Source organism: Marilutibacter chinensis, assembly GCF_021725675.1.
GTDB lineage: Bacteria > Pseudomonadota > Gammaproteobacteria > Xanthomonadales > Xanthomonadaceae > Marilutibacter > Marilutibacter chinensis.
In genome coordinates, this window is the sequence record NZ_JAKJPO010000001.1 from 1,182,136 (window position 1) to 1,203,642 (window position 21,507).

22 protein-coding genes are annotated in these 21,507 nt (G+C 68.7%); 14 read left to right on the forward strand and 8 right to left on the reverse strand.

What is annotated here, in order from left to right; genetic code table 11:
* Position 1 precedes the first annotated feature (1 nt).
* Positions 2-1,636 carry a TldD/PmbA family protein gene (locus L3V18_RS05290; RefSeq protein ID WP_237053589.1) on the reverse strand — a complete coding sequence of 545 codons (1,635 nt, stop codon included), beginning with the start codon at positions 1,634-1,636 and terminating at the stop codon, positions 2-4.
* 178 nt (positions 1,637-1,814) lie between these two features.
* Positions 1,815-3,449, reverse strand: coding sequence for a TldD/PmbA family protein (locus tag L3V18_RS05295; protein WP_237053590.1), 1,635 nt, complete (start codon positions 3,447-3,449; stop codon positions 1,815-1,817).
* A gap of 187 nt (positions 3,450-3,636) precedes the next feature.
* Here L3V18_RS05295 and L3V18_RS05300 point away from each other — a divergent pair, with 187 nt between their 5' ends.
* From L3V18_RS05300 to L3V18_RS05315, 4 genes are all read left to right on the forward strand, one after another.
* Positions 3,637-5,451: a DUF885 domain-containing protein gene (locus L3V18_RS05300; RefSeq protein WP_237053714.1), complete on the forward strand. Its 1,815-nt coding sequence runs from the start codon at positions 3,637-3,639 to the stop codon at positions 5,449-5,451.
* A gap of 88 nt (positions 5,452-5,539) precedes the next feature.
* Entirely contained in the window at positions 5,540-6,394 is an 855-nt protein-coding gene (locus L3V18_RS05305) for a DUF72 domain-containing protein (RefSeq protein WP_237053591.1), read from the forward strand.
* Positions 6,395-6,543: 149 nt separating this feature from the next.
* On the forward strand, positions 6,544-7,515 hold the full coding sequence (locus L3V18_RS05310; protein WP_237053592.1) for an aldo/keto reductase: 972 nt from the start codon (positions 6,544-6,546) through the stop codon (positions 7,513-7,515).
* A 9-nt stretch (positions 7,516-7,524) separates the two neighbouring features.
* On the forward strand, positions 7,525-8,835 hold the full coding sequence (locus tag L3V18_RS05315; RefSeq protein ID WP_237053593.1) for an NTP/NDP exchange transporter: 1,311 nt from the start codon (positions 7,525-7,527) through the stop codon (positions 8,833-8,835).
* Positions 8,836-8,852: 17 nt separating this feature from the next.
* Here the strand turns inward: L3V18_RS05315 and arsN2 are convergent, their stop codons facing one another.
* On the reverse strand, positions 8,853-9,506 hold the full coding sequence (gene arsN2 / locus L3V18_RS05320) for an arsenic resistance N-acetyltransferase ArsN2 (protein WP_237053594.1): 654 nt from the start codon (positions 9,504-9,506) through the stop codon (positions 8,853-8,855).
* Positions 9,503-10,447 (reverse strand): DMT family transporter, encoded by a 945-nt coding sequence (locus L3V18_RS05325; RefSeq protein WP_237053595.1) that lies wholly within the window; start codon positions 10,445-10,447, stop codon positions 9,503-9,505. The genes arsN2 and L3V18_RS05325 overlap by 4 nt, the downstream gene beginning before the upstream one ends.
* Before the next feature lie 103 nt (positions 10,448-10,550).
* On the opposite strand from L3V18_RS05325, the gene L3V18_RS05330 reads away from it, so the two are divergent.
* The 5 genes from L3V18_RS05330 (at position 10,551) to L3V18_RS05350 (ending at position 13,882) form a co-directional block, all read left to right on the forward strand.
* The gene (locus L3V18_RS05330; protein ID WP_237053596.1) at positions 10,551-11,435 is read left to right on the forward strand and encodes a LysR substrate-binding domain-containing protein; all 885 of its coding nucleotides are present in this window, start codon (positions 10,551-10,553) and stop codon (positions 11,433-11,435) included.
* Between the two features lie 122 nt (positions 11,436-11,557).
* The gene (locus L3V18_RS05335; protein WP_237053597.1) at positions 11,558-12,499 is read left to right on the forward strand and encodes a DMT family transporter; all 942 of its coding nucleotides are present in this window, start codon (positions 11,558-11,560) and stop codon (positions 12,497-12,499) included.
* A gap of 81 nt (positions 12,500-12,580) precedes the next feature.
* Entirely contained in the window at positions 12,581-12,976 is a 396-nt protein-coding gene (locus L3V18_RS05340; protein WP_237053598.1) for a DoxX family protein, read from the forward strand.
* Positions 12,977-13,079: 103 nt separating this feature from the next.
* The gene (locus tag L3V18_RS05345) at positions 13,080-13,646 is read left to right on the forward strand and encodes a hypothetical protein (protein ID WP_237053599.1); all 567 of its coding nucleotides are present in this window, start codon (positions 13,080-13,082) and stop codon (positions 13,644-13,646) included.
* 11 nt (positions 13,647-13,657) lie between these two features.
* Positions 13,658-13,882, forward strand: coding sequence for an RNA-binding S4 domain-containing protein (locus L3V18_RS05350; protein ID WP_237053600.1), 225 nt, complete (start codon positions 13,658-13,660; stop codon positions 13,880-13,882).
* Positions 13,883-13,943: 61 nt separating this feature from the next.
* On the opposite strand, the gene L3V18_RS05355 is transcribed toward L3V18_RS05350, so the two are convergent.
* From L3V18_RS05355 to L3V18_RS05370, 4 genes are all read right to left on the reverse strand, one after another.
* Positions 13,944-14,924 carry a hypothetical protein gene (locus tag L3V18_RS05355; protein ID WP_237053601.1) on the reverse strand — a complete coding sequence of 327 codons (981 nt, stop codon included), beginning with the start codon at positions 14,922-14,924 and terminating at the stop codon, positions 13,944-13,946.
* 110 nt (positions 14,925-15,034) lie between these two features.
* On the reverse strand, positions 15,035-16,090 hold the full coding sequence (locus L3V18_RS05360; protein WP_237053602.1) for a COG3904 family protein: 1,056 nt from the start codon (positions 16,088-16,090) through the stop codon (positions 15,035-15,037).
* 140 nt (positions 16,091-16,230) lie between these two features.
* Positions 16,231-17,340 (reverse strand): WD40/YVTN/BNR-like repeat-containing protein, encoded by a 1,110-nt coding sequence (locus tag L3V18_RS05365; protein ID WP_237053603.1) that lies wholly within the window; start codon positions 17,338-17,340, stop codon positions 16,231-16,233.
* A gap of 1 nt (position 17,341) precedes the next feature.
* Positions 17,342-17,635, reverse strand: coding sequence for a MoaD/ThiS family protein (locus L3V18_RS05370; protein ID WP_237053604.1), 294 nt, complete (start codon positions 17,633-17,635; stop codon positions 17,342-17,344).
* Between the two features lie 579 nt (positions 17,636-18,214).
* Between L3V18_RS05370 and L3V18_RS05375 the strand changes: the two genes are divergently transcribed.
* From L3V18_RS05375 to L3V18_RS05395, 5 genes are all read left to right on the forward strand, one after another.
* Positions 18,215-18,637 carry a YciI family protein gene (locus tag L3V18_RS05375; protein ID WP_237053605.1) on the forward strand — a complete coding sequence of 141 codons (423 nt, stop codon included), beginning with the start codon at positions 18,215-18,217 and terminating at the stop codon, positions 18,635-18,637.
* A 38-nt stretch (positions 18,638-18,675) separates the two neighbouring features.
* Positions 18,676-19,119, forward strand: coding sequence for a VOC family protein (locus tag L3V18_RS05380; protein ID WP_237053606.1), 444 nt, complete (start codon positions 18,676-18,678; stop codon positions 19,117-19,119).
* 39 nt (positions 19,120-19,158) lie between these two features.
* Entirely contained in the window at positions 19,159-19,599 is a 441-nt protein-coding gene (locus L3V18_RS05385) for a VOC family protein (RefSeq protein ID WP_237053607.1), read from the forward strand.
* 187 nt (positions 19,600-19,786) lie between these two features.
* Positions 19,787-21,067: an RNA polymerase sigma factor gene (locus tag L3V18_RS05390; protein WP_237053715.1), complete on the forward strand. Its 1,281-nt coding sequence runs from the start codon at positions 19,787-19,789 to the stop codon at positions 21,065-21,067.
* Positions 21,068-21,132: 65 nt separating this feature from the next.
* Positions 21,133-21,489 carry a DUF1428 domain-containing protein gene (locus L3V18_RS05395; RefSeq protein WP_237053608.1) on the forward strand — a complete coding sequence of 119 codons (357 nt, stop codon included), beginning with the start codon at positions 21,133-21,135 and terminating at the stop codon, positions 21,487-21,489.
* Positions 21,490-21,507 lie beyond the last annotated feature (18 nt).

Here is a 21,507-nt window from a genome sequence, read left to right on the forward strand (position 1 = left end):
GTCAGCCGAGCGAGCGGGCGGTGTTGATCACGTTGATGCCGTTGAAGCGCGCGGTCGCCGAACCGTGCGAGACCGCCGACACCTGGCTGGGCTGGCCCTTGCCGTCGAAGAACGAACCACCGAGGCGGTAGTCGCTCTCGTCGCAGATCGCCACGCAGGCGTTCCAGAACTCCGGCGTGCGGATCTGATAGGCGACGTCCTCGATCATGCCGGCGATCTCGCCGTTCCTGATCTCGTAGAACAGCTGCCCGCCGAATTGCGCGTTGTAGCGCTGCTGGTCGATCGAGAAGGAGCCGTCGCCGATGATGTAGATGCCGTTCTCGACGTCGCCGATCATCTCCGCCACGCTCAGCTTTTCCTTGCCGGCGGCCAGCGACACGTTCGGCATGCGCTGGAACTGCACGCTCGACCACGAGTCCGCGTAACAGCAGCCGTCGGATTCGGTCTTGCCGAGGATGTGCGCCTGGTCGCGGATGGTCTGGTAGTCGACCAGCCTGCCTTCCCTGATCAGGTCCCAGCGCTTGCACTTGACGCCCTCGTCGTCGTACGCGACCGCGCCGAGACTGCCAGGCTGGGTCTTGTCGGCGAACACGTTGACCTTGTCGCTGCCGTACTGGAAGCGCTGCTCGCGCTTGTCGAGCGTGGCGAAGCTGGTGCCGGCGTAGTTGGCCTCGTAGCCGAGCACGCGGTCGAGCTCCAGCGGGTGGCCGATCGATTCGTGGATCGTCAGCCAGGTATGCGACGGGTCCAGCACCAGGTCGTAGCGGCCGGGCTTGACCGACGGCGCCTTCAGCTTCTCGCGCGCCTGCTTCGCTGCCGCGATCGCATCCTCGCGCATGTCGTACGACATGCCGTAATTGACCACGCCGTTGGGCGAGACCACCTTGCCGGAAGCATCGCCGTCCAGGTATTCGAAGCCCATGCCCATCGGCGAGGACAGGCCGTCGCGGGTGCGGAACTTGCCGCTGTCCTTGTCGATCGCGGTGACCGTCATCGGCGTCCAGATACGGTGCACGTCCTGGTCGATGTAGGAGCCGTCGGTGCTGGCGAAATACTTCTGCTCGTTGACCAGGAACAGCATCGAGTTGACGAAGCTGGCGCCGGCGGACATCGCGGCGGCGTTGACGTCCAGCAGCAGCTCGACCTTGTCCTTGACCGGCACCTCCATGGAGTTTCGGCGGATCGGCGTTCGCCAGGACACCTCGCCGACGCCCTTCACCGGCGCCAGCCGTACCGGCTCGCGCTGGACCTTCGCGTTGGCCTTGGCGATCGCCACCGCCTGCCGGGCCGCCTCGGCGGCGCCCTCCGCGGTCAGCGAGTTGGTCGCCGCGAAACCCCAGCTGCCGCCGGCAATCACGCGCACGCCGACGCCGGTCGACTCGGTGTTGACCACGTTCTGGACCTTGTCCTCGCGGGTGATCACGAACTGTCGCAGGTAGCGCCCGATGCGGACGTCGCAGTAGCTCGCGCCCGCGCCGGTGGCCGCATCCAGCGCGGCGTCGGCCAGTCCCTTCTTCAGCGCGGGATCGAAGACGGTGGTCAGTTCCTCGGCGGCGATCGCCTTGCCGAGCCAGGCCGGCAGTACCAGTCCGCCGAGTCCAAGGCCGCTCAGGGCCAGAAAGTCGCGTCGTTGCAAGGCAGCTCTCCCGAAAGGGTGCCGCCGGCGCGAGGGCCGGGCAGCGGGGATGGAGGCGGGCGTTCGCGTGGCCGGACCACGCACAACGTCCCGATTCTTGCCCCCGCCTGCAGGGGCGTCAAATGACTTTTGTCATGGACGCGCGAGCTTCCGGCACGAACGGTGCGACCGCAGCGGGTCAACCCAGGCTGCGCGCGGTGTTGATCACGCTGATGCCGTCGAAGCGCGCAGTGGCGGCGCCGTGCGAGACCGCCGACACCTGCGGCGGCTGGCCCTTGCCGTCGAAGAACGAACCGCCGAAGCGGAAGTCGCGTTCGTCGCAGATCGCCGAGCACGCGCCCCAGAACTCCGGAGTGCGTATCTGGTAGGCGACGTCCTCGATCATGCCGGCGATCTCGCCGTTCCTGATCTCGTAGAACAGCTGCCCGCCGAACTGCGCATTGTAGCGCTGCTGGTCGATCGAATAGGAGCCGCGCCCGTGGATGTAGATGCCGCGCTCCACGTCGCGGATCATCCCGGCCACGCTCAGTTCCTCCCGTCCCGGCGCCAGCGACACGTTCGGCATGCGCTGGAACTGCACGCTGGCCCATGAGTCCGCGTAGCTGCAGCCGTCGGACTCGCTCTTGCCGAGGATGTGGGCCTGATCGCGGGTGCACTGGTAATCGACCAGCACGCCGTCACGGACCAGGTCCCAGCGTTTCGTCTTCACGCCTTCGTCGTCGTAGCCGACCGCTCCGAGGCTTCCGGGCTGGACGCGATCGGCGAAGAAGTTCACCCGCCCGCTGCCGTAGCGGTAGCCGGACTCGCGCTTGTCGAGGGTCGCGAAGCTGGTGCCGGCGTAGTTGGCCTCGTAGCCGAGCACGCGGTCCAGCTCCAGTGGATGGCCGACGTTTTCGTGGATGGTCAGGAACAGATGGGACGGATCCAGCACCAGATCGTAGCGACCGGGCTTGACCGACGGCGCCTTCAGTTTCTCGCGTGCCTGCCTTGCCGCGGCGACCGCGTCCGCCCGCATGTCGTAGGAGCGGGCGTAGGCGACCAGGTCTCCCGGCAACTGCACCTGTCCGTCCGGATCGGCATCCATGAACTCGTAACCCATTCCCATCGGCGGCGACAGGCCGTCGCGGGTGCGGAACCTGCCGCTGGCCTTGTCGACCGCGGTGACGGTGAACGGCGCCCAGATGCGGTGCACGTCCTGATCGATGTAGGAACCGTCGGTGCTGGCGAAGTATTTCTGTTCGTTGACCAGGAACAGGCGCGAGGCGATGAAGTCCGCGCCGGCGTTCATCGCCGCCGCGTTCACGTCCAGCAGCAGTGCAGCCTTCTCGGCCACCGGCACGGTCATCGCGTTGCGACGGATCGGCGTGCGCCAGGACACCTCACCGACGCCCTTCACCGGCGCCAACCGCACCGGCTCGCGCTGGATCCCGGCGTTGGCCCGCGCGATCGCCAGCGCCTGCCGGACCGCCTGGACCACACCATCCCCGGACAACACGTGGGTCGCAGCGAAGCCCCAGGCGCCATCGACCAGCACCCGCACGCCGGCGCCGGTGGATTCGGTGTTGACGACATTCTCGACCTTGTCCTCGCGGGTCATCAGCGCCTGCCGCAGGTAGCGGCCAATGCGCACGTCGCAGTACTCGGCGCCCGCTTCGACGGCGGCCGACAGGGCCGCGTCGGCGATCCCCTTCTTGAAGGCCGGCTCCAGCGTCGCAGCGAAGGTCTCGGCCGCGACCGCCCTGCCGCCGAGCCCGGGCAGGGCGAGCCCGCATGCGCCCAGCCCACCGAGGATGAGGAAATCGCGGCGATGCAAGACGTTCTCCGCAGCAGCCGGGCGGGACGCCGACCGATACCGTCCGGATTCTTGCGGGTGCCGCCGGACCCGTCAAACCCACCAATGGCACGGTCGGCGCGGCATGCCGCCACCTCGCGCACGCGAACGGTATGCTTGACGCCTGCGCTCTGCACCACGTCCGGAGTCTCTCATGCGCCCGTCCCCGATCGCCGCCGCCCTGCTTGTTCCGAGCCTGCTCGCATTCGCGCTCGCCGCCTGCCAGCCCGGTCCCTCGCAGACGCCGGAAGGCGCGCCGATGGCGACCGATGCCGCCGCCACCGCCGTGGCCGATGCGGCGTTCCAGGAACTGGCCGGACAGTGGCTGGAGAAGTCGATGGAGCTGTCGCCGGTCGCCGCCACCCAGATCGGCGACCACCGCTACGACGACCGCATCGACGACCTCAGCCAGGGCGGCCGCACGCGTGCGCTGGAGTTCCAGCGCAGGATCCTGACCCAGCTCGACACCATCGACACCTCGGCACTGTCGCGCGAGAACCAGGTCGATGCGGCGATCCTGCGCAACCAGCTGCGCTACGACATCTGGAGCGGCGAAACGCTGCAGAGCTGGGCGTGGGATCCGCAGATCTACAGCCAGCTCGCCGGCAGTGCGCTGTACGGGCTGATGGCGCGCGACTTCGCACCGATGCCGCAGCGGCTGAAGTCTGCGACCGCCCGCATGCAGCAGATCCCGACCCTGTTCACGCAGATGCGCCAGAACCTCGATCCGGCGCGGGTGCCGCGGATCCATGCCGACAAGGTGGCCGCGCAGAATGCCGGCATCCTCAGCCTGGTCGATGGACTGATCCTGCCCCACGCCGGCCGGCTCAAGGGCGAGGATCGCAAGCAGCTCGATGCAGCCGTCGCAACGCTGCGCAAGGCAGTCGAAGAGCATCAGACCTGGCTGGACCAGACCCTGGTGCCGAACGCCAAGGGCGACTTCCGCATCGGCGAGACGCTGTACGACGAGAAGCTGGCGTTCGCGTTGAACTCGCCGCTGTCGCGCCAGGAGATCCGCACCCGGGTCGAGGCCGACATCGAAAGAACCCGCGCCGAGATGTACGGGATCGCCCGTGGCGTGCTGCGAGGGCGCGACGGCGCGCCGGTGGCGATGCCCGACGCTCCCACGCCCGAACAGCAGCAGCAGGTGATCGAGGCGGCACTCGAGCTTGCCTATGCCGACCGTCCGGCCCGCGACGAGGTGGTCGAGGTCGCGACCCGCAGCACCGAGCAGGCGACCGCCTTCGTCCGCGAGAAGGATCTCGTCACCCTGCCGGACACGCCGGTCAAGATCATCCTGATGCCCGAGTTCCAGCGCGGCGTCACCGTCGCCTACTGCGATTCGCCCGGTCCGCTCGACAAGGAACTGGACACTTTCTACGCGGTCTCGCCGATTCCCGACGACTGGACCCAGGCGCAGGTCGATTCGTTCCTGCGCGAGTACAACACCCGTTCCATCCACGAGCTGAGCATCCACGAGGCGATGCCGGGCCACTTCCTGCAACTCGCGCACTCCAACAAGTATCCGTCGACCCTGCGCGCGGTGCTTGGCTCCGGTCCGTTCATCGAGGGCTGGGCGATGTACGCGGAAAAGGTCATGGCCGACGCCGGCTACATGGACGAGGATCCGCTGATGCAGCTGATCAACCGCAAGTGGAACCTGCGCGCGATGGCCAACGCGCTGCTGGACCAGGCCATCCACGTGGACGGGATGACCCGCGAGGAGGCGATGGAGCTGATGACGGTCACCACCTTCCAGCAGGAGCGCGAGGCGGCCGGCAAATGGGAACGCGCTCAGCTGACCTCCGCGCAGCTGTCCACCTACTATGTCGGCTACAGCGAGCACCTGGACCTCCGCCGCGAGGTCGAAGAGCGCGAGGGCGAGGCATTCGATCTGAAGGCCTACCACGACAAGCTGCTGTCGTTCGGCTCGCCGCCGGTGCGCTTCGCACGCCAGTTGTTGCTGGACGAGCCGATACGTTGAACCGCATCCGGCCGCGGCTTCTCGCCGCGTCCGGCGGACGGGCGAGCCCGTCGAGCGCAACCCTGGACCGCACACGCAGGAGACGCGATTGGACCTGTTCACGACCACCGACGGCGGCGGAACATCGGCGACGCCGGCGATCCACGGCATCCGCGTCGGCATCGGCGGCTGGACCTTCGCGCCATGGCGCGACAATTTCTATCCGAAAGGGCTGGTGCAGCGCCGCGAGCTTGAATACGCCAGCCGCCAGCTGAGCGCCATCGAGATCAACGGCACGTTCTACGGCGCGCAGAAACCTGCGACCTACGCCAAGTGGGCGGCTGAGACGCCGGATGGCTTCGTGTTCTCGCTGAAGGCGCCCAAGCGGGTCACCCACGGCGGTCCTCTCGCGCGTGCCGGAGGCCAGGCGCGGGCATTCGTCGACGGTGGCCTGGCCGAGTTCGGCGACCGGCTCGGTCCGATCCTGTGGCAGCTGGCACCCCAGCGCGTGTTCGATCCCGACGATCTGGCCGCCTTCCTCGACGCCCTGCACGACGCACTGGACGGCCGACCACTCCGTCACGCGCTGGAGGTCCGCCACGACAGCTTTCGCGACCCGGCCTACCTGAAGCTTGCGCGCGAGCGCGGAATCGCCACCGTGTTCACCGATTCCGAGCAGTACCCTTCGCTGGCCGATCTCACCGGCAGTTTCGTCTACGCGCGGCTGATGCGGTCGCAGGCCTCGATCGATTCCGGCTATCCCGAACCCGCGCTGCGGCAATGGGGCCAACGTGCGCACCAGTGGGCGCGCGGCGGCGACCCGTCCGACCTGCCCCACGTCGAAGCGCCCCTGGAAACGGGCGGCGACGCGCCGCGCGAAGTGTTCATCTACTTCATCAGTGCGGCCAAGGCGCGCAATCCGGCCGCCGCCACCGCGCTGATCGGGATGCTGCGGCAGCGCTGAGAGCGGCGGCGGCGCCGCCGCGCCCGGATTGCGGGGCCCTGTGCGTGCGCGCCATCACAGCGGCCATGCCGATCGGCACTGTATGGCTGCACAACGTTGACGCAGTCTTGCCCAAGCTGCGGTTTCCATCCCTGCCACGAGGTCGTGCCATGACCAGTCGCCGAGATTTCCTCACCGTCGCCTCGCTCGCCGCCGGCGGACTCGCCCTGTCGCCGCTGGTCGCCTGCAGCCAGGATGCGCCCCGCCCCCCGGACGGAGGCGCGGCTCCCCCACCTCCGGCGGCACCGGCACCGGGCTCGCTGGCGACGCGACCGATTCCGCGCACCGGCGAATCGTTGCCGGTGATCGGCATGGGCACGTCAGGCAGTCTCGACGTCGGCGACGACATGGCCGCGCGCGAACCGCTGCAGGAAGCGCTTCGCCTGTTCGTCGCCTCCGGTGCGACGCTGATCGACACCGCACCGACCTACGGCAGCTCCGAGCCCGTGCTCGGCGACCTGGTGGCCGCCGCCGACGCGCGCGGGAAACTGTTCCTCGCCACCAAGCTATCCGGCGTGACCGGACGCGACGAGGGCCTGGCGCAGTTCAACGGCTCGTTGCGCGACCTGCACACCGACAAGGTCGAGCTGCTGCAGGTGCACAACCTGCGCGACACCGATACCCAGTTCGCGCTGATCGAGGAGCTGAAGCAGCAGGGCAAGGTGCGTTACTCCGGGCTGACCCATTACCAGGAACATGCCCAGGCCGAACTCGCGGCGGCGATGCGCCGGCTGAAGCCCGATTTCGTCCAGATCAACTACTCGCCGGTGTCGCGCGGCGCCGAGCGAGAAGTGTTGCCGCTGGCGCAGGAGCTCGGAACCGCGGTGATCATCAACCGCGCGTTCGAGGATGGCCGGCTGTTCGCGCAGGTGAAGGGCCGGCCGCTGCCGGACTGGGCCGCCGAGGCCGGCGCCGATTCGTGGGCGCAGTTGTTCCTCAAGTTCGTGCTGGCGCATCCGGCGGTGAACGTGGTGATCCCGGCCACGTCCAAGCCCCGCCACCAGGCCGACAACCTGAAGGCCGGCGTCGGTCCGTTCCTGGACGAAACCCAGCGCGCGGCGCTGGTCGCCCTGCTGAGCTGACCCGGAGCGATGACCCCGCCGAACGCCGCGCCGCACGCGCCGGGCCGCTGGGCGTCGCGCCTGTTCGGCGTCGGCGGGGACGAGGCGATGCCGGTGCTCGCCGGCGCATTGCTGTTCTTCCTGCTTTTCACCGGCTATTTCATGCTGCGCCCGGTTCGCGAGACGATGGGCATCGCCGGCGGCGTGGACAACCTGCAATGGCTGTTCACCGCCACCTTTTTCGCCACCCTCGCGGCGATGCCGCTGTTCGGCTGGGTCGCCGCGCGGGTGCAGCGCCGCCGCATCCTGGCGTGGGTCTACGGTTTCTTCGCCGCCAACCTGCTGGCATTCGCGGCCGCGATCCACGCCGATCCCGGCAACGCCTGGCTGGCCCGCGGCTTCTATGTCTGGCTGTCGGTGTTCAACATGATCGCGATCTCGCTGGCATGGAGCGTGCTGGTCGACCTGTTCCCGAGCGCGCAGGCCAAGCGCACGTTCGCGCTGATGGCCGCCGGCGCCAGTCTCGGCGGATTGACCGGCCCGCTGCTCGGCGTCGCACTGGTGGGGACGACCGGGCATGGCGGCCTGCTGGCGATCGCGGCGCTGTTCCTGCTCGCCGCGATCGTCGCCGGCGAGGGCCTGCAGCGCTGGCGCGACCGGCATCCGCTGCCCGCGGATGCCGGAAACGGCCAGGAGGGAAGCAGCGGCCGGCGGCTCCGGCTCGGCGGCAGTCCGTTCGCCGGCGCCAGCACCGTGCTGCGTTCGCCCTACCTGCTTGGCATCGCGGTGTTCGTGCTGCTGTTGGCCAGCGTCACCACCTTCCTCTACTTCGAACAGGCGCGGCTGGTCGAGGCCAGATTCCCCGATCCGGTCGACCAGACCCGGGTATTCGGCACGATCGATGCGATCGTGCAGACCCTGGCGATCCTGTCGCAGTTGTTCATCACCGGCCGGGTCGCACAGCGGCTGGGCATCGGCGTGCTGCTGGTGTCGGTGCCGCTGGTGGTGGCCGCCGGCTTCCTGTGGCTGGCGTTCGCGCCGACCTTCGCGGTGCTGGCGGTGGTGATGATCGTGCGGCGCGCCGGCGAGTATGCGTTCGTCCGCCCGGGCCGCGAGATGCTCTACACGGTGGTCTCGCCGGAAGCCAAGTACAAGGGCAAGAACTTCATCGACACCGTCGTCTACCGCGGTGCCGACGCGGTCAGCGGCTGGGTCAAGACCTTGGTCGACATGATCGCGCAGCAGCCGGCCGTCGCCGCGATCGCCGGCGCATCGATCGCGCTGGTCTGGGCGGCTACCGGCGGCCGCCTGGCACGCGCGCAGCGGCGCCATCCGGACTGATCGCCGGGAGCGCCGGGCTACAGCGGCTTCGACATCAGCACCGCTGAAACCGGGCACAGCGCCGCGAACTGCACGGTGGCCGTTACCGCTGCCGGCGCCGCCTCGCGCGAGAACGCCGTGTACCCGTGCCCGGCAAAATAGCCGGTGGCGTCGGTGGTCAGCAGGAACAGCCGATGTATGCCGGCCTCCCTCGCCGCCTGTTCGGCATGGCGCACGAGTTCGCCGCCCAGGCCATGGCCACGAACCGCAGGGGCGACGGCGAGCGAGCGCAGCAGCGCGTCGCCCCCGAGATGACCGATGCCGACCACGCCCTGCAGCACGCCATCGTGGCGGATCCCGAACAGGCGCACCGGTGACAGAGTCAGGTCGGCCGTCGGCAGGCCGGCGGCCGCGATCAAGGCGGTTGACTCCGGATCGACATCGACCGGCGCGATCCGCGGCCGCTTGTGCGGTTCGGCAATGATGCGCTTGTCGAGGATCCGTACCGCTCCGACCATCAGCAGGCGCATGTCGCGGACCAGGTAGTCGGCCAACGCCGCATCGCTGATGTCGTCGCCGGCGATGTCCAGGCGGAATCCCTGCCCCTGCATGCCGCCGCCGTTGCTGAAGTCGATCTCGAAGTCGAACAGCGCCCGATGCTGCGCCGGCCGTGCCGCGTCTGCGGCGCTCATGCGCGCCTGCCGCCCTGGCTGAACGCGACGCTGGCGAGGATGATCGCGCCGGCGAAGCCCATCGTGAGCGTCAACGGCTCGTCCAGCAGCCACCATGCCCAGGCCACGCCGAATACCGGTACCAGGTAGGTGACCGTCGACGCACGGCTGGCGCCGACCCGCGCGATCAACCGGTAGTACATGACGAAGGCGATGCCGGTGCAGAGCACGCCGAGCAGCGCCGCGCACAACCACGAAAGCGCGGGCACCGGCTCGACGGGCCAGTGCGCGATCGCGAGCGGCGACACCAGCAGCGCGGCGCTGCCCAGGGTCGCCGCGGCGACCGCTGCCGGCGGCAGTCCGGTCAGGTGGCGGCGGACCAGGTTGATGCCGATGCCGTAGAGGAAAGCCGCGCCCGCACCGGCGGCGACCGCCCAGCCGATGCTGGCCCCGGCGACCTTGCCGCTGGCGAGCACGACCACGCCGGCGAAGCCCGCGAACAGCGCGACCGCGCGCCGCGTGCCGATCCGCTCGCCGAAGAACAGAAATCCGATCAGTGCGGTGAACAGTACCGTCATCGCATTGGTGATCGCGCCGACCCCGGCCGGCGCATGCTGCGCCGCCCAGGCGAACAGCACGAACGGCACCGCCGAGTTGACCAGGCTGATGCCGGCGAGCTTCGGCCACAGCCGCAGCGGAAACCGGCTGCGCGAACGCCACAGGAACGGCATCAGCACCAAGGCACCCAGTCCCAGCCGCACCTCGACCAGCGGGAACGCGCCGAAGTCGGGCGCGGCGACGCGCATGAACAGGAACGACGCTCCCCAGATCGCCCCCAGCACGCCCAGCTCCAGGGGGGTCACCCAGTCGTGGGCGCGGACCTCCGCGGCGGCCGATCCGGGCTGTCCGGCTGGCGCGGCGACGGGGGTGACGGAGCTGGCGGCGGCGTTCGGGGGAGCCATGAGCGACGAATCCGATTCGTGACTTTCAACCATTCTCCGCGTTGCCAAAGGCCATACAAGCGCATACTTTCAGGTCCAGCCACAAATCAGACTTGAGGCTCGAATGGCTCTGCGCGCAGACCTGCTACCGGCTCTTGCGGCATTCGAATCGGCCGCCCGCCACCAGAACTTCACCCATGCGGCCGAGGAGCTGCACCTGACCGCGAGCGCGGTCAGCCACCATGTCCGCAAGCTCGAGGCCCGGCTCGGAGTGACGCTGTTCCAGCGGCATGCGCGCGGGGTGTCGCTCACCGCCGAAGGACGGCAGCTCGCCGATGCCGCCGGCAGCGCGCTGGCCGACGTCGACGGCGTCGTGCGCGGCCTGCGCGCCAGCCGCGACGAGCATGCCCGCGTCCGCGTCACCACCCTGCACTCGCTGGCCTACACATGGCTGATCCCGCGCATGCATGCACTGCAGACCGTCCATCCGGACATCCACCTCAGCCTCGATACCGAGGTCGCGCTGACCCGCTTCGACGACGGTGGCCCCGACCTCGGCATCCGCCACGGGCCCGGTCACTGGCCGGGCCTGACCGCCCATCTGCTGATGGACGAGACCTTGTTCCCGGTCGCCGCCCCGGACTTCCCGGGTCTGGACGGGATTGCCGGCGCCGCCGACATCGCGCAGTTGCCGTTGATCGCCGACCACGCACGACAGGGCTGGCTCGACTGGTTCCGGGCCGCCGACGTGCACGGCGTCCGCATCGAGGAACGGCACACCTTCAGCGACACCACCGACGCGCTCAACGCGGCGGCGTTCGGCCATGGCGCCGCCCTGGCGCGCGAGCGGATCGCGGCGCCGTACCTGGAGGCGCGCCGGCTCGTGCGGCTGCCGGGCCCGGTACTGCAGGCGCGCTGGAGCTACTACGTGGTGTATCCGGCCCACCGCCGGCTGCGGCCGGCCGCGCGACGCTTCGTCGACTGGCTGCTCGCGCTGCCGAAGGACTGAGGCCAGGCCCCGCTACCCGGCCACGACCGCGGAAACCGCGCTGCCCACGCGCTGCGGACGCGACGCGTTAACGGACGCCGTCGCATCTGCAACACTGTGCCGCCCCCACCGAACGCCCACCGATGTCGCCGACCGCCAAGGCCCAACTCCAGATCCACTTCTGCGTGCTGCTGTGGGGCTTCACCGCCATTCTCGGCAAGCTGATCACGCTGCCGGCACTGCCCCTGGTCTGGTGGCGCATGCTGCTGGTCGTGGTCGCGCTGGCGCTGGTGCCGCGGGTCTGGCGCGGGGTACGTGCGCTGCCGCCACGGCTGCGCTGGGCCTATGCCGGGATCGGCGTGCTGGTCGCCCTGCACTGGCTGACCTTCTACGGCGCGATCAAGCTGGCCAACGCCTCGGTCGCGGCGACCTGCATGGCGCTGGCGACGGTGTTCACCGCATTGATCGAGCCCCGACTCGCCCGGCGCCCGATGTCCGGACGCGAACTCGGCCTCGGCATCGCGGTACTGCCCGGGGTGGCGCTGGTGGTTGGCGGCGTCCCCGCCGGCATGCTGCCGGGCATCGCGGTGGGCGCGCTGTCGGCGGTGTTCGTGGCAGTGTTCGGCTCGCTCAACAAGCGGCTGGTCGATCACGGCGACCCGCTGACCGTGACCGCGCTCGAACTCGGTGCCGGCACCGTCGCGCTGACCCTGCTCGCACCGCTGATGCCTATGCTGTTCCCGGCCTTCGCCGGACCGCTGCTGGTCGCGCCCTCCACATGGGACGCGCTGCTGTTGCTGCTGCTGGCGCTGGCCTGCACGCTGCTGCCGTTCGCGCTGGCCCTGGTCGCGCTGCGCCAGATGAGCGCGTTCGCCGCGCAGCTGGCGATCAACCTGGAGCCGGTCTATGCGATCGCCCTGGCGATCGTGCTGCTCGGCGAGCAGCACGAGCTGACCCCGCGGTTCTACCTGGGCGTTGCGATCATCCTGCTGGCGGTGCTGGTGCATCCGTTGATAAGCCGCCCGCGGCAGCCTGCCCACACCGAATTGCTGGGGACCGCCGAGGCCAAGGACATTTCCGACTGAGCGGCACCGCCGTCGCGGAGGGTTTCCGCTATCCTCCGCCAGGAACGCGGCACGCACCCGCCACCCGGACCAGGACCCCGAATGAATCCCGCCACCCAGCACGACATCGCGAAACTGATCCTGCGCGTGACCCTCGGCCTGCTGGTCATGTTGCACGGCGCCGCCAAGCTCAAGGGCGGGATGGCCGGCATCATCGGCCTGGTCGAGTCGCACGGCCTGCCGGGCTTCATCGGCTACGGCGTGCTGGTCGGCGAGCTGCTCGGACCGCTGATGCTGATCGTCGGCTTCCATGCCCGGATCGGTGCGGTGCTGGTCGCGGTGAACATGCTGTTCGCGATCGCGTTGGTGCACATGGGAGAACTCGGCCGCTTCAACAATCAGGGTGGCTGGGCGCTGGAGCTGCAGGGCATGTTCCTGGCCGCGTCGGTGGCTCTGGCATTGCTGGGGCCGGGACGGTTCAGCGCCAATGGACGCTGACGCCGCCGCCACCGCCTTCGCCGCCGTGGGATGATCGGCCGGCGACGACGGAAGCACGCGGATACCGGCCGACAGGGCCGGGCACAACGCACGGGAGGACGGCATGGAGCAGTACCCGCACATCCGCATCCTGATGGGCATCGTGCTCGGCCTGTCGATCACGACCCTGCTCAAGGGGCTCGCACAGTTCGTCCAGCACCCGGACCGGCAGAAGGTGTACTGGATCCACATCGGCTGGGCCGTCACGATGTTCGTGCTGCTGGTGCACTTCTGGTGGTGGGAATACCGGCTGGTGCACGTCTCCGAATGGACCTTCCTCAAGTACGGCTTCCTGATCAGCTACATCGTGCTGTTCTTCCTGATGTGCACGCTGCTGTTCCCGGACGACCTGCGCGACTACGCCGGCTACCGCGACTACTTCATCTCCCGGCGCCGCTGGTTCTTCGGACTGATGGCCCTGTCCTATGTGGTCGACATGGGCGACACCCTGATCAAGGGCCGCAGCTACTTCGCGGGCCTCGGCCACGAATACCTGTTCCGCAACACCGGCTACGTGCTGCTGTGCCTGGTCGCGATGCGGACCCGCTCGCAGCGCTTCCACGCCGCATTCGTGGTCGCCGCCCTGCTCTACGAACTGAGCTGGATCTACCGGCTCTACGAACGCCTCTGAACCGATCCGCCATGCCAGAAACCCTCGTCTTCGAACTCGACCGCGAACACGTCGAACTCAATCAGTTGCTGAAGCTGGCCGGGTTGTGCGACAGCGGAGGCGCCGGCAAGGCGATCGTCGCCAGCGGCGCGGTGCGCGTCGACGGCGTGGTGGAGCTGCGCAGGACCTGCAAGATCCGCGCGGGCCAGATGGTCGAGCTCGACGACGTCCGCATCGAAGTCGTCGTCGCCGGCTGAGCTCCCGCCGGCTTTGCCCCCTGCGCGAACGCTGAAGCGCTTCCCCGTCCGTATCGGCGGCTCAGGCGATCGGCAGCGCCTGCCGCGCGCGGCAAAGATCGTCGTGCAGGACCATGACCCGCTCGGCGGTTGCGTCGACGCTCCGGATGCTGCCCAGGGCTTCGACGAAGCGGCATGCAGCATGGCCGCGCGCGGCCTGCTCGTAATCCTCGACCCAGCGGCGGCGCTCGGGCATGCGCTCCGGCGACACCGGCCAGACGCCAGGTCGCGGGCGCAGATGCCGTCCGATGCCGATGCGCCAGGGCTTGGGACTGACACGGGCGCGGAAGCAGTGCTGCCGCCGGCACATCCGCGCATACAGCGGATCGGTCCCCAGTGCCTCGAACAGATTCGCGGCCTCATCGCTGGCCGGATCGAAACGCCGGTGCATCGCCAGCACCCGCAGGCCGGCCGGGGTGCGGTACACGCGCAGATGCCAGTCGGGGTTCGCGGCGACGAAGGCTGCCACGCGCCGTCGCGCGATCCGCTCCGGTCCGCCGCGCATCTTCACCGACCACCGATGCAGAAGATGGGCGAGCACACTGCCGAACAGCAGCGCCACCACCACCGCCGCCACGCCCCATCCGTGCGACTGCGTGAGCATTCCGAAAGCGATCGCCGCCGCCACCAGCACACCGAAGACGGTCAGCCGCAACCATCCGCCGGCCTCATCGGAAAAGTCGACGTCGGCGAACAGCACATCCGGCGTGTTCAGGCACAGCGCGCCATAGCCGTTGCGCGAAACGACGGTGTCGCCGTGGCGCTGGACGATCTCCTCGCGGATCGGCACGCCCTCGGCACCGTTGTAGGCGACCTTCGGTTCGCGGCGACGCAGCGGTTCGCCGGCAAGGACGCGTTCGAGCGCCTCGCATGCACGCGCATCGGCGTGGGCCTGCGCGGCGGCGGGGCTGTCGTCCGACCACCCGAACCGGCGTACGGTGATGCTCCTGCGATGACTGCGGTGCTGCAGCCTGGCCTCGGCCCAGTACTCCGGTACGATCATGCGCGCTGTTCTTCCCTGTCCGCGATGCGGCGGCCGATGCAGGACGGGACGTTAACCGGTCCGCCCTCCTCCTGGCCAGCGCGTCGGCGCGAGGGCTGACGCGGCGCCGCTCAGTCGTACTCGGACAGCGGGCCGTCGGCGGGGCAGTCCCGATCCGGAAAGCCGTAACGCCGCTTGAGGTCGCGGCCGCATTCGCCCATCCCCGCGACTTCCTCGCCGGGGTTCGCGCACAGCAGGTTGTAGTCGCGGAAGAACGCATCCTGCCGGCGCACGAAGGCCTCGCCGCACTTGCGGGCGAGACGGATCCGGTCGAGGTCGTCCTCGGCCGCATTGCGGCCCGACAGCCCGAACAGATCCAGTTCCTGCGTCGTCAGCAGGCGCAGGCTGCGGTTGGGCACGGTCATCATCAGGTCGGCGATGGTCGTCGCGGCGCCGTTGCGCTGCAGGTATTGGCTGAGCTGCTCATGGATCTCGCGCAGCTCCTGGTTGAGTTCGGCACGCGAGGTCGCCCTGGAACCGATCCGCAGCATCCGGTGGATGCCGACCGACCCGGCGATCATGCGCATGTCGCCAGCGGCCAGGATCAGTACGCAGGAACTGTGGCAGACCGCATCCTCGCGCACCCAGATCATCCAGCCCGACTCGGCCATCGCGTCGCCGGCGCGAATTGCGTCCTCGACCTGGCCGCCGCTGGAATCGATGTCGAGGATGCGGCTCCCGATCCCAAGCGTGTCGCCCATGTCGGCCACCCGCTGTACCAGCGCGGTGAAGTCCGACGAGATCTTGCCGCGATAGCGGATCCGCACCACTCCGGCGTCGCGGCAGGCCTGCATCTGCTTCCAAAGGCTCGAGAATCCCAGCGACCTGAGCGGCTCGCCATCGCCCTTGGATTCGTAATCGCGATCGCAGCTGACACGGGCCAGACCCGAGCCGAGCTCCATCGGCGTCCAGTCGACCGCGGCGATGTCCTCGTAGGGATCCCACTTGGGTTCCGGTTTCGGAATCTCGGTCACGGTGGCGCCGAAGTCCTCGCGCCCGCCGCTGTTCATCGACGTCGCCTGCTCCGGTGCGGCCGGCTCTTCCGTGTCGAGCGCCCCCCCGGGACTGCAGGCCGCGATCACGGCACTGAACAGCAGCAGTCCACAGGTTCGGAAGAGATATCGCATCGGCATCACGAGTATGGGCGGCGGCCGGCTCCCGCGGAACCGGGATGGGCTTCGGGCCGGCAGGACCGGTCCCCCAAGTCTAGGCGGCAACGCCCGGAAGGAGTTCAACGCGGGGTGAACCGGCCGGCCGTATCACTCGCTCAGGCGGCGAACTCGACCGCATGGACCGGCGGCAGGCGCGCCTCCAGCGGCGTCCAGCGGTCGCCCCGGTCGTCGCTGGACCAGACTCCGCCGGTGGTGCTGCCGAACGCGAGCCGCTCGCCACTGCCATCGATGGCGAGACCGTGGCGATAGACCAGGTCGTAGGCGGGCGTCTCCGGCAGGCCATCGGACAGCACGTCGAACGTGCGCCCGCCATCGCGGGTGCGCGCGACCACCAGCCGTCCGTCGACCGGATAACGCTTCTCATCCTTCACCGCCGGAACGAACCAGGCGGTGTCCGGTTCGTCCGGATGCACCGCGACGGCGAAACCGAACGCCGACGGCGGCACCCCGGTGACTTCCTGCCAGTCGTTGTCGCCGCCGCCGGTGCTGCGAAACACGCCGTTGTGATGCTGCACCCACAGGCTGTCCGGCGCCGAGCGGCACTGCACCATCCGGTGCACGTCCTGAACGCCCGCCTCCCGGCTCTGCTCGGGCGGCATGTACTCGGCGCGCATCCCGCCGGCGCACTGGCGCCAGCTTTCGCCACCATCGTCGCTCTGCCACACGCCGCCGGTCGACACCGCGACCCGCAGGCAGCGCGGATCGCGCGGATCGACGCAGATCGAATGGATGCCGGGCCAGTCGTAGCCGCCGCCGAACCAGTCGCCACGCCCCGGGTACTGCCACAACGATTCCGTCAGTTGCCAGCTCCGGCCGGCATCGTCGGAACGGAACAGCCCGCCCGGGATCGTTCCGGCCCACAAACGGCCGGGTTCGTCGGCGCCGCCGGGCACCAGCGACCACAGCAGCTTCAGGGTCGCCGCGGTCGGCGGCTTGCCGTCGCCGGTGTGCGCCATCTGCCCCTCGGCGTACGCCGGAACCGCGCATTCCTCCCAACTGCGGCCACGATCGCCCGAACGGTGCAGCTTGGTGCCGAAATGGCCCAGATTCAGTGCCGCATACCAGCTGCCGTCGCGCGGGTCGGTCGCGGTCAGGGTCACGTTGTCGCCGAGGAAGGCGGTGCGAGCGATCCGCCAGGACGCGCCGCCGCCGCGCTCCAGGATGAAAAGGCCCTTGCGGGTGGACACCAGCAACGTATCGGACATTTCAGCCTCCTGACAGCGCCTGCATCACGTAGAGCTCGGCGCGTGCGGACATCGGATGATCGAGCGCCTTGCCGCGCACGGCCTGGCCGTCGACGAACAGCGCGACGTGGTGGCGGACGGCGCCCTGCTCGTCCAGTACGTAGCCACGCAAGCCCGGGTGATGCGCGAACACGTCGTCCAGCACCTCGCGCAGGGTCGAGCCATCGGCGTCGAGCGCGACCTCGCCCCCTGTCGCCGAACCGGTGTCCGACGACAGCCAGCGTGCCAATGCCGATGCGAGTACGACCCGGGCCACGACTGCATCCACTTCGTAGATGCGGCCGAGCCTACGCCTGTCACCTGGAGCTTGCCACCATGACACGTTTGGGTTCCTCCCCCGTTCCAGGCATAGCGGTTCCGGGCAGTTTTCTGGTTCTTCTCCCGATTGCGGTGGTATCCACGGAGGGGAGCCGGTGGGCGTGGGGTTTGCAGGACACGCCGTAAACCCATCCCTGGGGGCTCGGGCGCGGCATCCATGCCGCTTGCGATCCTGCAAACCCCACACCCACCGTCTTCTGGACACGCTGCTGGCGCTTTGAACAAAGAACAGCCGAAGCCTGAACCTTCACGTCCGCGAAAGGCGGCGTCTGTCGGGGTTGGGGGGGGCGGAGAGCGGACCATGCAGGATCCGCGGCCCGATTCTGAGGCAGGACGTCGACATGAGGACGGAGCAACCCCCGCCCCGATGGGCCGCCACTCCATCCGAAGTCACTATTCCCCGCAACCGGGAGAAGAACCAGAAAATTTTCGCGATGGATGTCGATCCGTCCCGGGCTGGTTCGTCGTGATCTCGAAAGCAGGCGAAAACCGCCCGCTGCAGACAGGAGAAACCGCCATGCGCGTCATCGTCATCGTCAAGGCCACCGCCGATTCCGAGGCGGGAATCATGCCCAGCGAACAGCTGCTCGCCGAGATGGGCCGCTACAACGAGGAACTGGTCAAGGCCGGGATCATGCTCGCCGGCGAAGGCCTGCACCCGTCCTCGCGCGGAGCCCGGGTCACCTTCGACGGCAAGAACCGCACCGTCACCGACGGTCCGTTCGCCGAGACCAAGGAGCTGGTCGCAGGCTTCTGGTTGTGGCAGGTCCGTTCGATGGACGAAGCGATCGAGTGGGTCAAGCGCTGCCCGAACCCGATGCCCGGCGAATCGGTCATCGAGATCCGCCCCGTTTTCGAGGCCGACGACTTCGGCGAGGCGTTCACTCCCGAGCTCCGCGAGCAGGAAGAACGCCTGCGCGAGCGGCTCGCCGGCAACTGAACTACCACCATCCATCCCCATCCCACAGGAGATCCGACATGCAGTTCATTCCCTATATGTGCGATTTCGGCGGCAAGTGCCGCGAGGCCTTCGACTTCTATGCCAAGGCCCTGGGCGGCGAGGTCGTGGGACGCATGACCTACGGCGAATCGCCGATGTGCGACCAGATGCCGCCCGATTCCAGGGACCTGGTGATGCACAGCTGCCTCATGGTCGGCGACGCGGTGATCATGGGCGCGGACGGCCCGCCGCCGGAAAACGCCGGCACCGACAGCACCACGATCAACGTCACCGTCGATACGCCCGAGGACGCCGAACGCGTCTGGGCCGCGATGACCGACGGCGGCGAGATCAAGATGCCGCTGCAGGAGACGTTCTGGGCGCTGCGCTGGGGCATGCTCGTCGACCGCTACGGCAAGCCGTGGATGATCAACTGCCTGCGCGCCAGCGAGGACTGCCCGACCCCGGGCAAGGCCGCCTGAGCCCGCCCCCCACTCACGAGTTCACAAGGAAAGCCCGCCATGACCGCCAAGAACGCCGCCGCGCACGGCAGCACCTCCCACGCACAGATCTTCATCAACCTGCCGGTCAAGGACCTCGACCGCTCGATCAGGTTCTTCACCGAACTCGGCTACAGCTTCAACCCGGCCTTCACCGATGAGAATGCAACCTGCATGATCCTCGGCGAGAACCTGTTCGTGATGCTGCTGGTCGAGAAGTACTTCGCCACCTTCGTCACCCGGCCGGTCGCCGATCCCGGCAAGAGCGTCGGCGCGCTGATCGCGTTGCCGCTGGACAGCCGCGAGGCGGTCGACGCATTGGTCGCCCGCGCGGTGGCCGCAGGCGGACGCACGCCGCGCGAGGCGATCGACCACGGTTTCATGTACCAGCACGGTTTCGAAGACCCGGATGGCCACGTGTGGGAGGTGTTCCACATGGCCGGCGAGCCGCCGCAGGCGTAGCGGCCAGCGCTTCCGGTTTCGCGGACTGCTCCACACGGGCCACCATGCGCCCCCGCACGCGTCCCCCGGTTTTCCAGTCGCTGCGGCCCCCGGTGGCCCTTGTGGAGCAACGCAGGCCATGCGCAGGCATTGAACGGCTGCAATCGGCACTTGCATGCCGGAACCCGGAGTGCTGACATCACGCGACATGAGCGACCATGAGATCAACCGCCGCATCGACGCCATCTGGCGAATGGAATCGGCCCGCGTGATCGCCACGCTCGCCCGCATGTTGCGCGACGTCGGGCTGGCCGAGGACCTTGCCCAGGATGCGCTGGTCGCCGCATTGGAAAAGTGGCCCTCGGACGGCATTCCCGACAATCCCGGCGCCTGGCTGACAACCACCGCCAGGCGCCGGGCGATCGACCGCATCCGCCACGGCCAGATGGCCGATCTCAAGCACCTGCAGATCGCCCACGAGCTGGAGCACGAGCAGGAGACGCGGCACGACGCCGAACTCGCCACGCTCGATGACCCGATCGGCGACGATCTGCTGAGGCTGATATTCGTTGCCTGCCATCCGGTGCTGTCGCGGGAGGCGCGGCTCGCATTGACCCTGCGCCTGCTCGGCGGCCTGACCACCGCCGAGATCGCACGCGCGTTCCTCGCCACCGAGCCCACCATCGCCCAGCGCATCGTCCGCGCCAAACGCAGCCTGAGCGAGGCCGATGTCGAGTTCGAGGTGCCGCGCGGCGACGAACTGGGCGAACGCCTGGCCTCGGTGCTGGAGGTCATCTACCTGATTTTCAACGAGGGCTACTCGGCGACCGCCGGCGACGATCTGATCCGCCCCGCCTTGTGCGAGGAAGCGCTGCGGCTGGGAAGGATCCTGGCCGGACTGATGCCGGCCGAGGACGAGGTGCACGGTCTGGTCGCGCTGATGGAGATCCAGGCTTCGCGCAGCCATGCCCGCACCAATTCCGACGGCGAACCGGTCCTGCTGCTGGAACAGGAGCGCTCGCGCTGGGACCGGCTGCTGATCCAGCGCGGACTGGCGGCACTGGAGCAGGCCGAGCGGATCGCCGCGGCGCGCAACATCGAGCGTGGCCCGTACACGCTGCAGGCGGCGATCGCGGCCTGCCATGCGCGTGCGCTGACCGCCGAGGCCACCGACTGGGCGACCATCTCCAGCCTGTACGCGCAGCTCGCCCGCCTCGCGCCGTCGCCGGTGGTCGAGCTCAACCGCGCCGTCGCGATCGCGATGCATGCCGGCCCGGCCGCCGGCCTGGACCATGCCGATACCCTGGTCGGCGAACCCTCGCTCAGGCACTACCACCTGCTGCCGAGCGTTCGCGGCGATCTGCTGTTCCGCCTTGGCCGCCACGACGAGGCCCGCGGCGAATTCGAACGCGCCGCGGAACTGACCCGCAACTCGCGCGAACGTGCGCTGCTGCTGGCCCGCGCCGCCCGGTGCGGGCGCGACGGCTGAACCGCTCCCGTCGTTTTCCGCCACCGCGACGCCCGACGCGTCGCCCGATGATCCGAGGAGGATGTATGAGTTACGTGGATGGATTCGTACTGCCGGTCCCGAAGGACCGCATCGACGACTACAGGAAGCTTGCCCGCAAGGCCGGGAAGATATGGATGGAGTACGGTGCGCTCGCCTATCACGAGTGCATCGCCGACGACGTCGAACCGGGCAAGACCACGTCGTTCCCGCGCAGCGTGAAGCTCAAGGACGACGAGACGGTGGTGTTCGCCTGGATCGTCTACAAGTCGCGCGCGCAACGCGACAGGGTCAACAAGAAGGTGATGGCCGATCCACGGCTCGCCGGCATGGATCCGAAGACCCTGCCGTTCGACGGCAAACGGATGATCTGGGGCGGATTCAAGTCGTTGGTGAAATTCTAGGGAAGGTCTGAACAAATC

Coding starts and splice junctions, on each gene's coding strand:
- L3V18_RS05310 (WP_237053592.1), top strand. CDS start 6,544: ATGACCAGTCGCCGAGATTTCCTCACCGTCGCCTCGCTCGCCGCCGGC.
- L3V18_RS05315 (WP_237053593.1), top strand. CDS start 7,525: ATGACCCCGCCGAACGCCGCGCCGCACGCGCCGGGCCGCTGGGCGTCG.
- arsN2 (WP_237053594.1), bottom strand. CDS start 9,506: ATGAGCGCCGCAGACGCGGCACGGCCGGCGCAGCATCGGGCGCTGTTC.
- L3V18_RS05325 (WP_237053595.1), bottom strand. CDS start 10,447: ATGGCTCCCCCGAACGCCGCCGCCAGCTCCGTCACCCCCGTCGCCGCG.
- L3V18_RS05330 (WP_237053596.1), top strand. CDS start 10,551: ATGGCTCTGCGCGCAGACCTGCTACCGGCTCTTGCGGCATTCGAATCG.
- L3V18_RS05335 (WP_237053597.1), top strand. CDS start 11,558: ATGTCGCCGACCGCCAAGGCCCAACTCCAGATCCACTTCTGCGTGCTG.
- L3V18_RS05340 (WP_237053598.1), top strand. CDS start 12,581: ATGAATCCCGCCACCCAGCACGACATCGCGAAACTGATCCTGCGCGTG.
- L3V18_RS05345 (WP_237053599.1), top strand. CDS start 13,080: ATGGAGCAGTACCCGCACATCCGCATCCTGATGGGCATCGTGCTCGGC.
- L3V18_RS05350 (WP_237053600.1), top strand. CDS start 13,658: ATGCCAGAAACCCTCGTCTTCGAACTCGACCGCGAACACGTCGAACTC.
- L3V18_RS05355 (WP_237053601.1), bottom strand. CDS start 14,924: ATGATCGTACCGGAGTACTGGGCCGAGGCCAGGCTGCAGCACCGCAGT.
- L3V18_RS05360 (WP_237053602.1), bottom strand. CDS start 16,090: ATGCGATATCTCTTCCGAACCTGTGGACTGCTGCTGTTCAGTGCCGTG.
- L3V18_RS05365 (WP_237053603.1), bottom strand. CDS start 17,340: ATGTCCGATACGTTGCTGGTGTCCACCCGCAAGGGCCTTTTCATCCTG.
- L3V18_RS05375 (WP_237053605.1), top strand. CDS start 18,215: ATGCGCGTCATCGTCATCGTCAAGGCCACCGCCGATTCCGAGGCGGGA.
- L3V18_RS05380 (WP_237053606.1), top strand. CDS start 18,676: ATGCAGTTCATTCCCTATATGTGCGATTTCGGCGGCAAGTGCCGCGAG.
- L3V18_RS05385 (WP_237053607.1), top strand. CDS start 19,159: ATGACCGCCAAGAACGCCGCCGCGCACGGCAGCACCTCCCACGCACAG.
- L3V18_RS05390 (WP_237053715.1), top strand. CDS start 19,787: ATGAGCGACCATGAGATCAACCGCCGCATCGACGCCATCTGGCGAATG.
- L3V18_RS05395 (WP_237053608.1), top strand. CDS start 21,133: ATGAGTTACGTGGATGGATTCGTACTGCCGGTCCCGAAGGACCGCATC.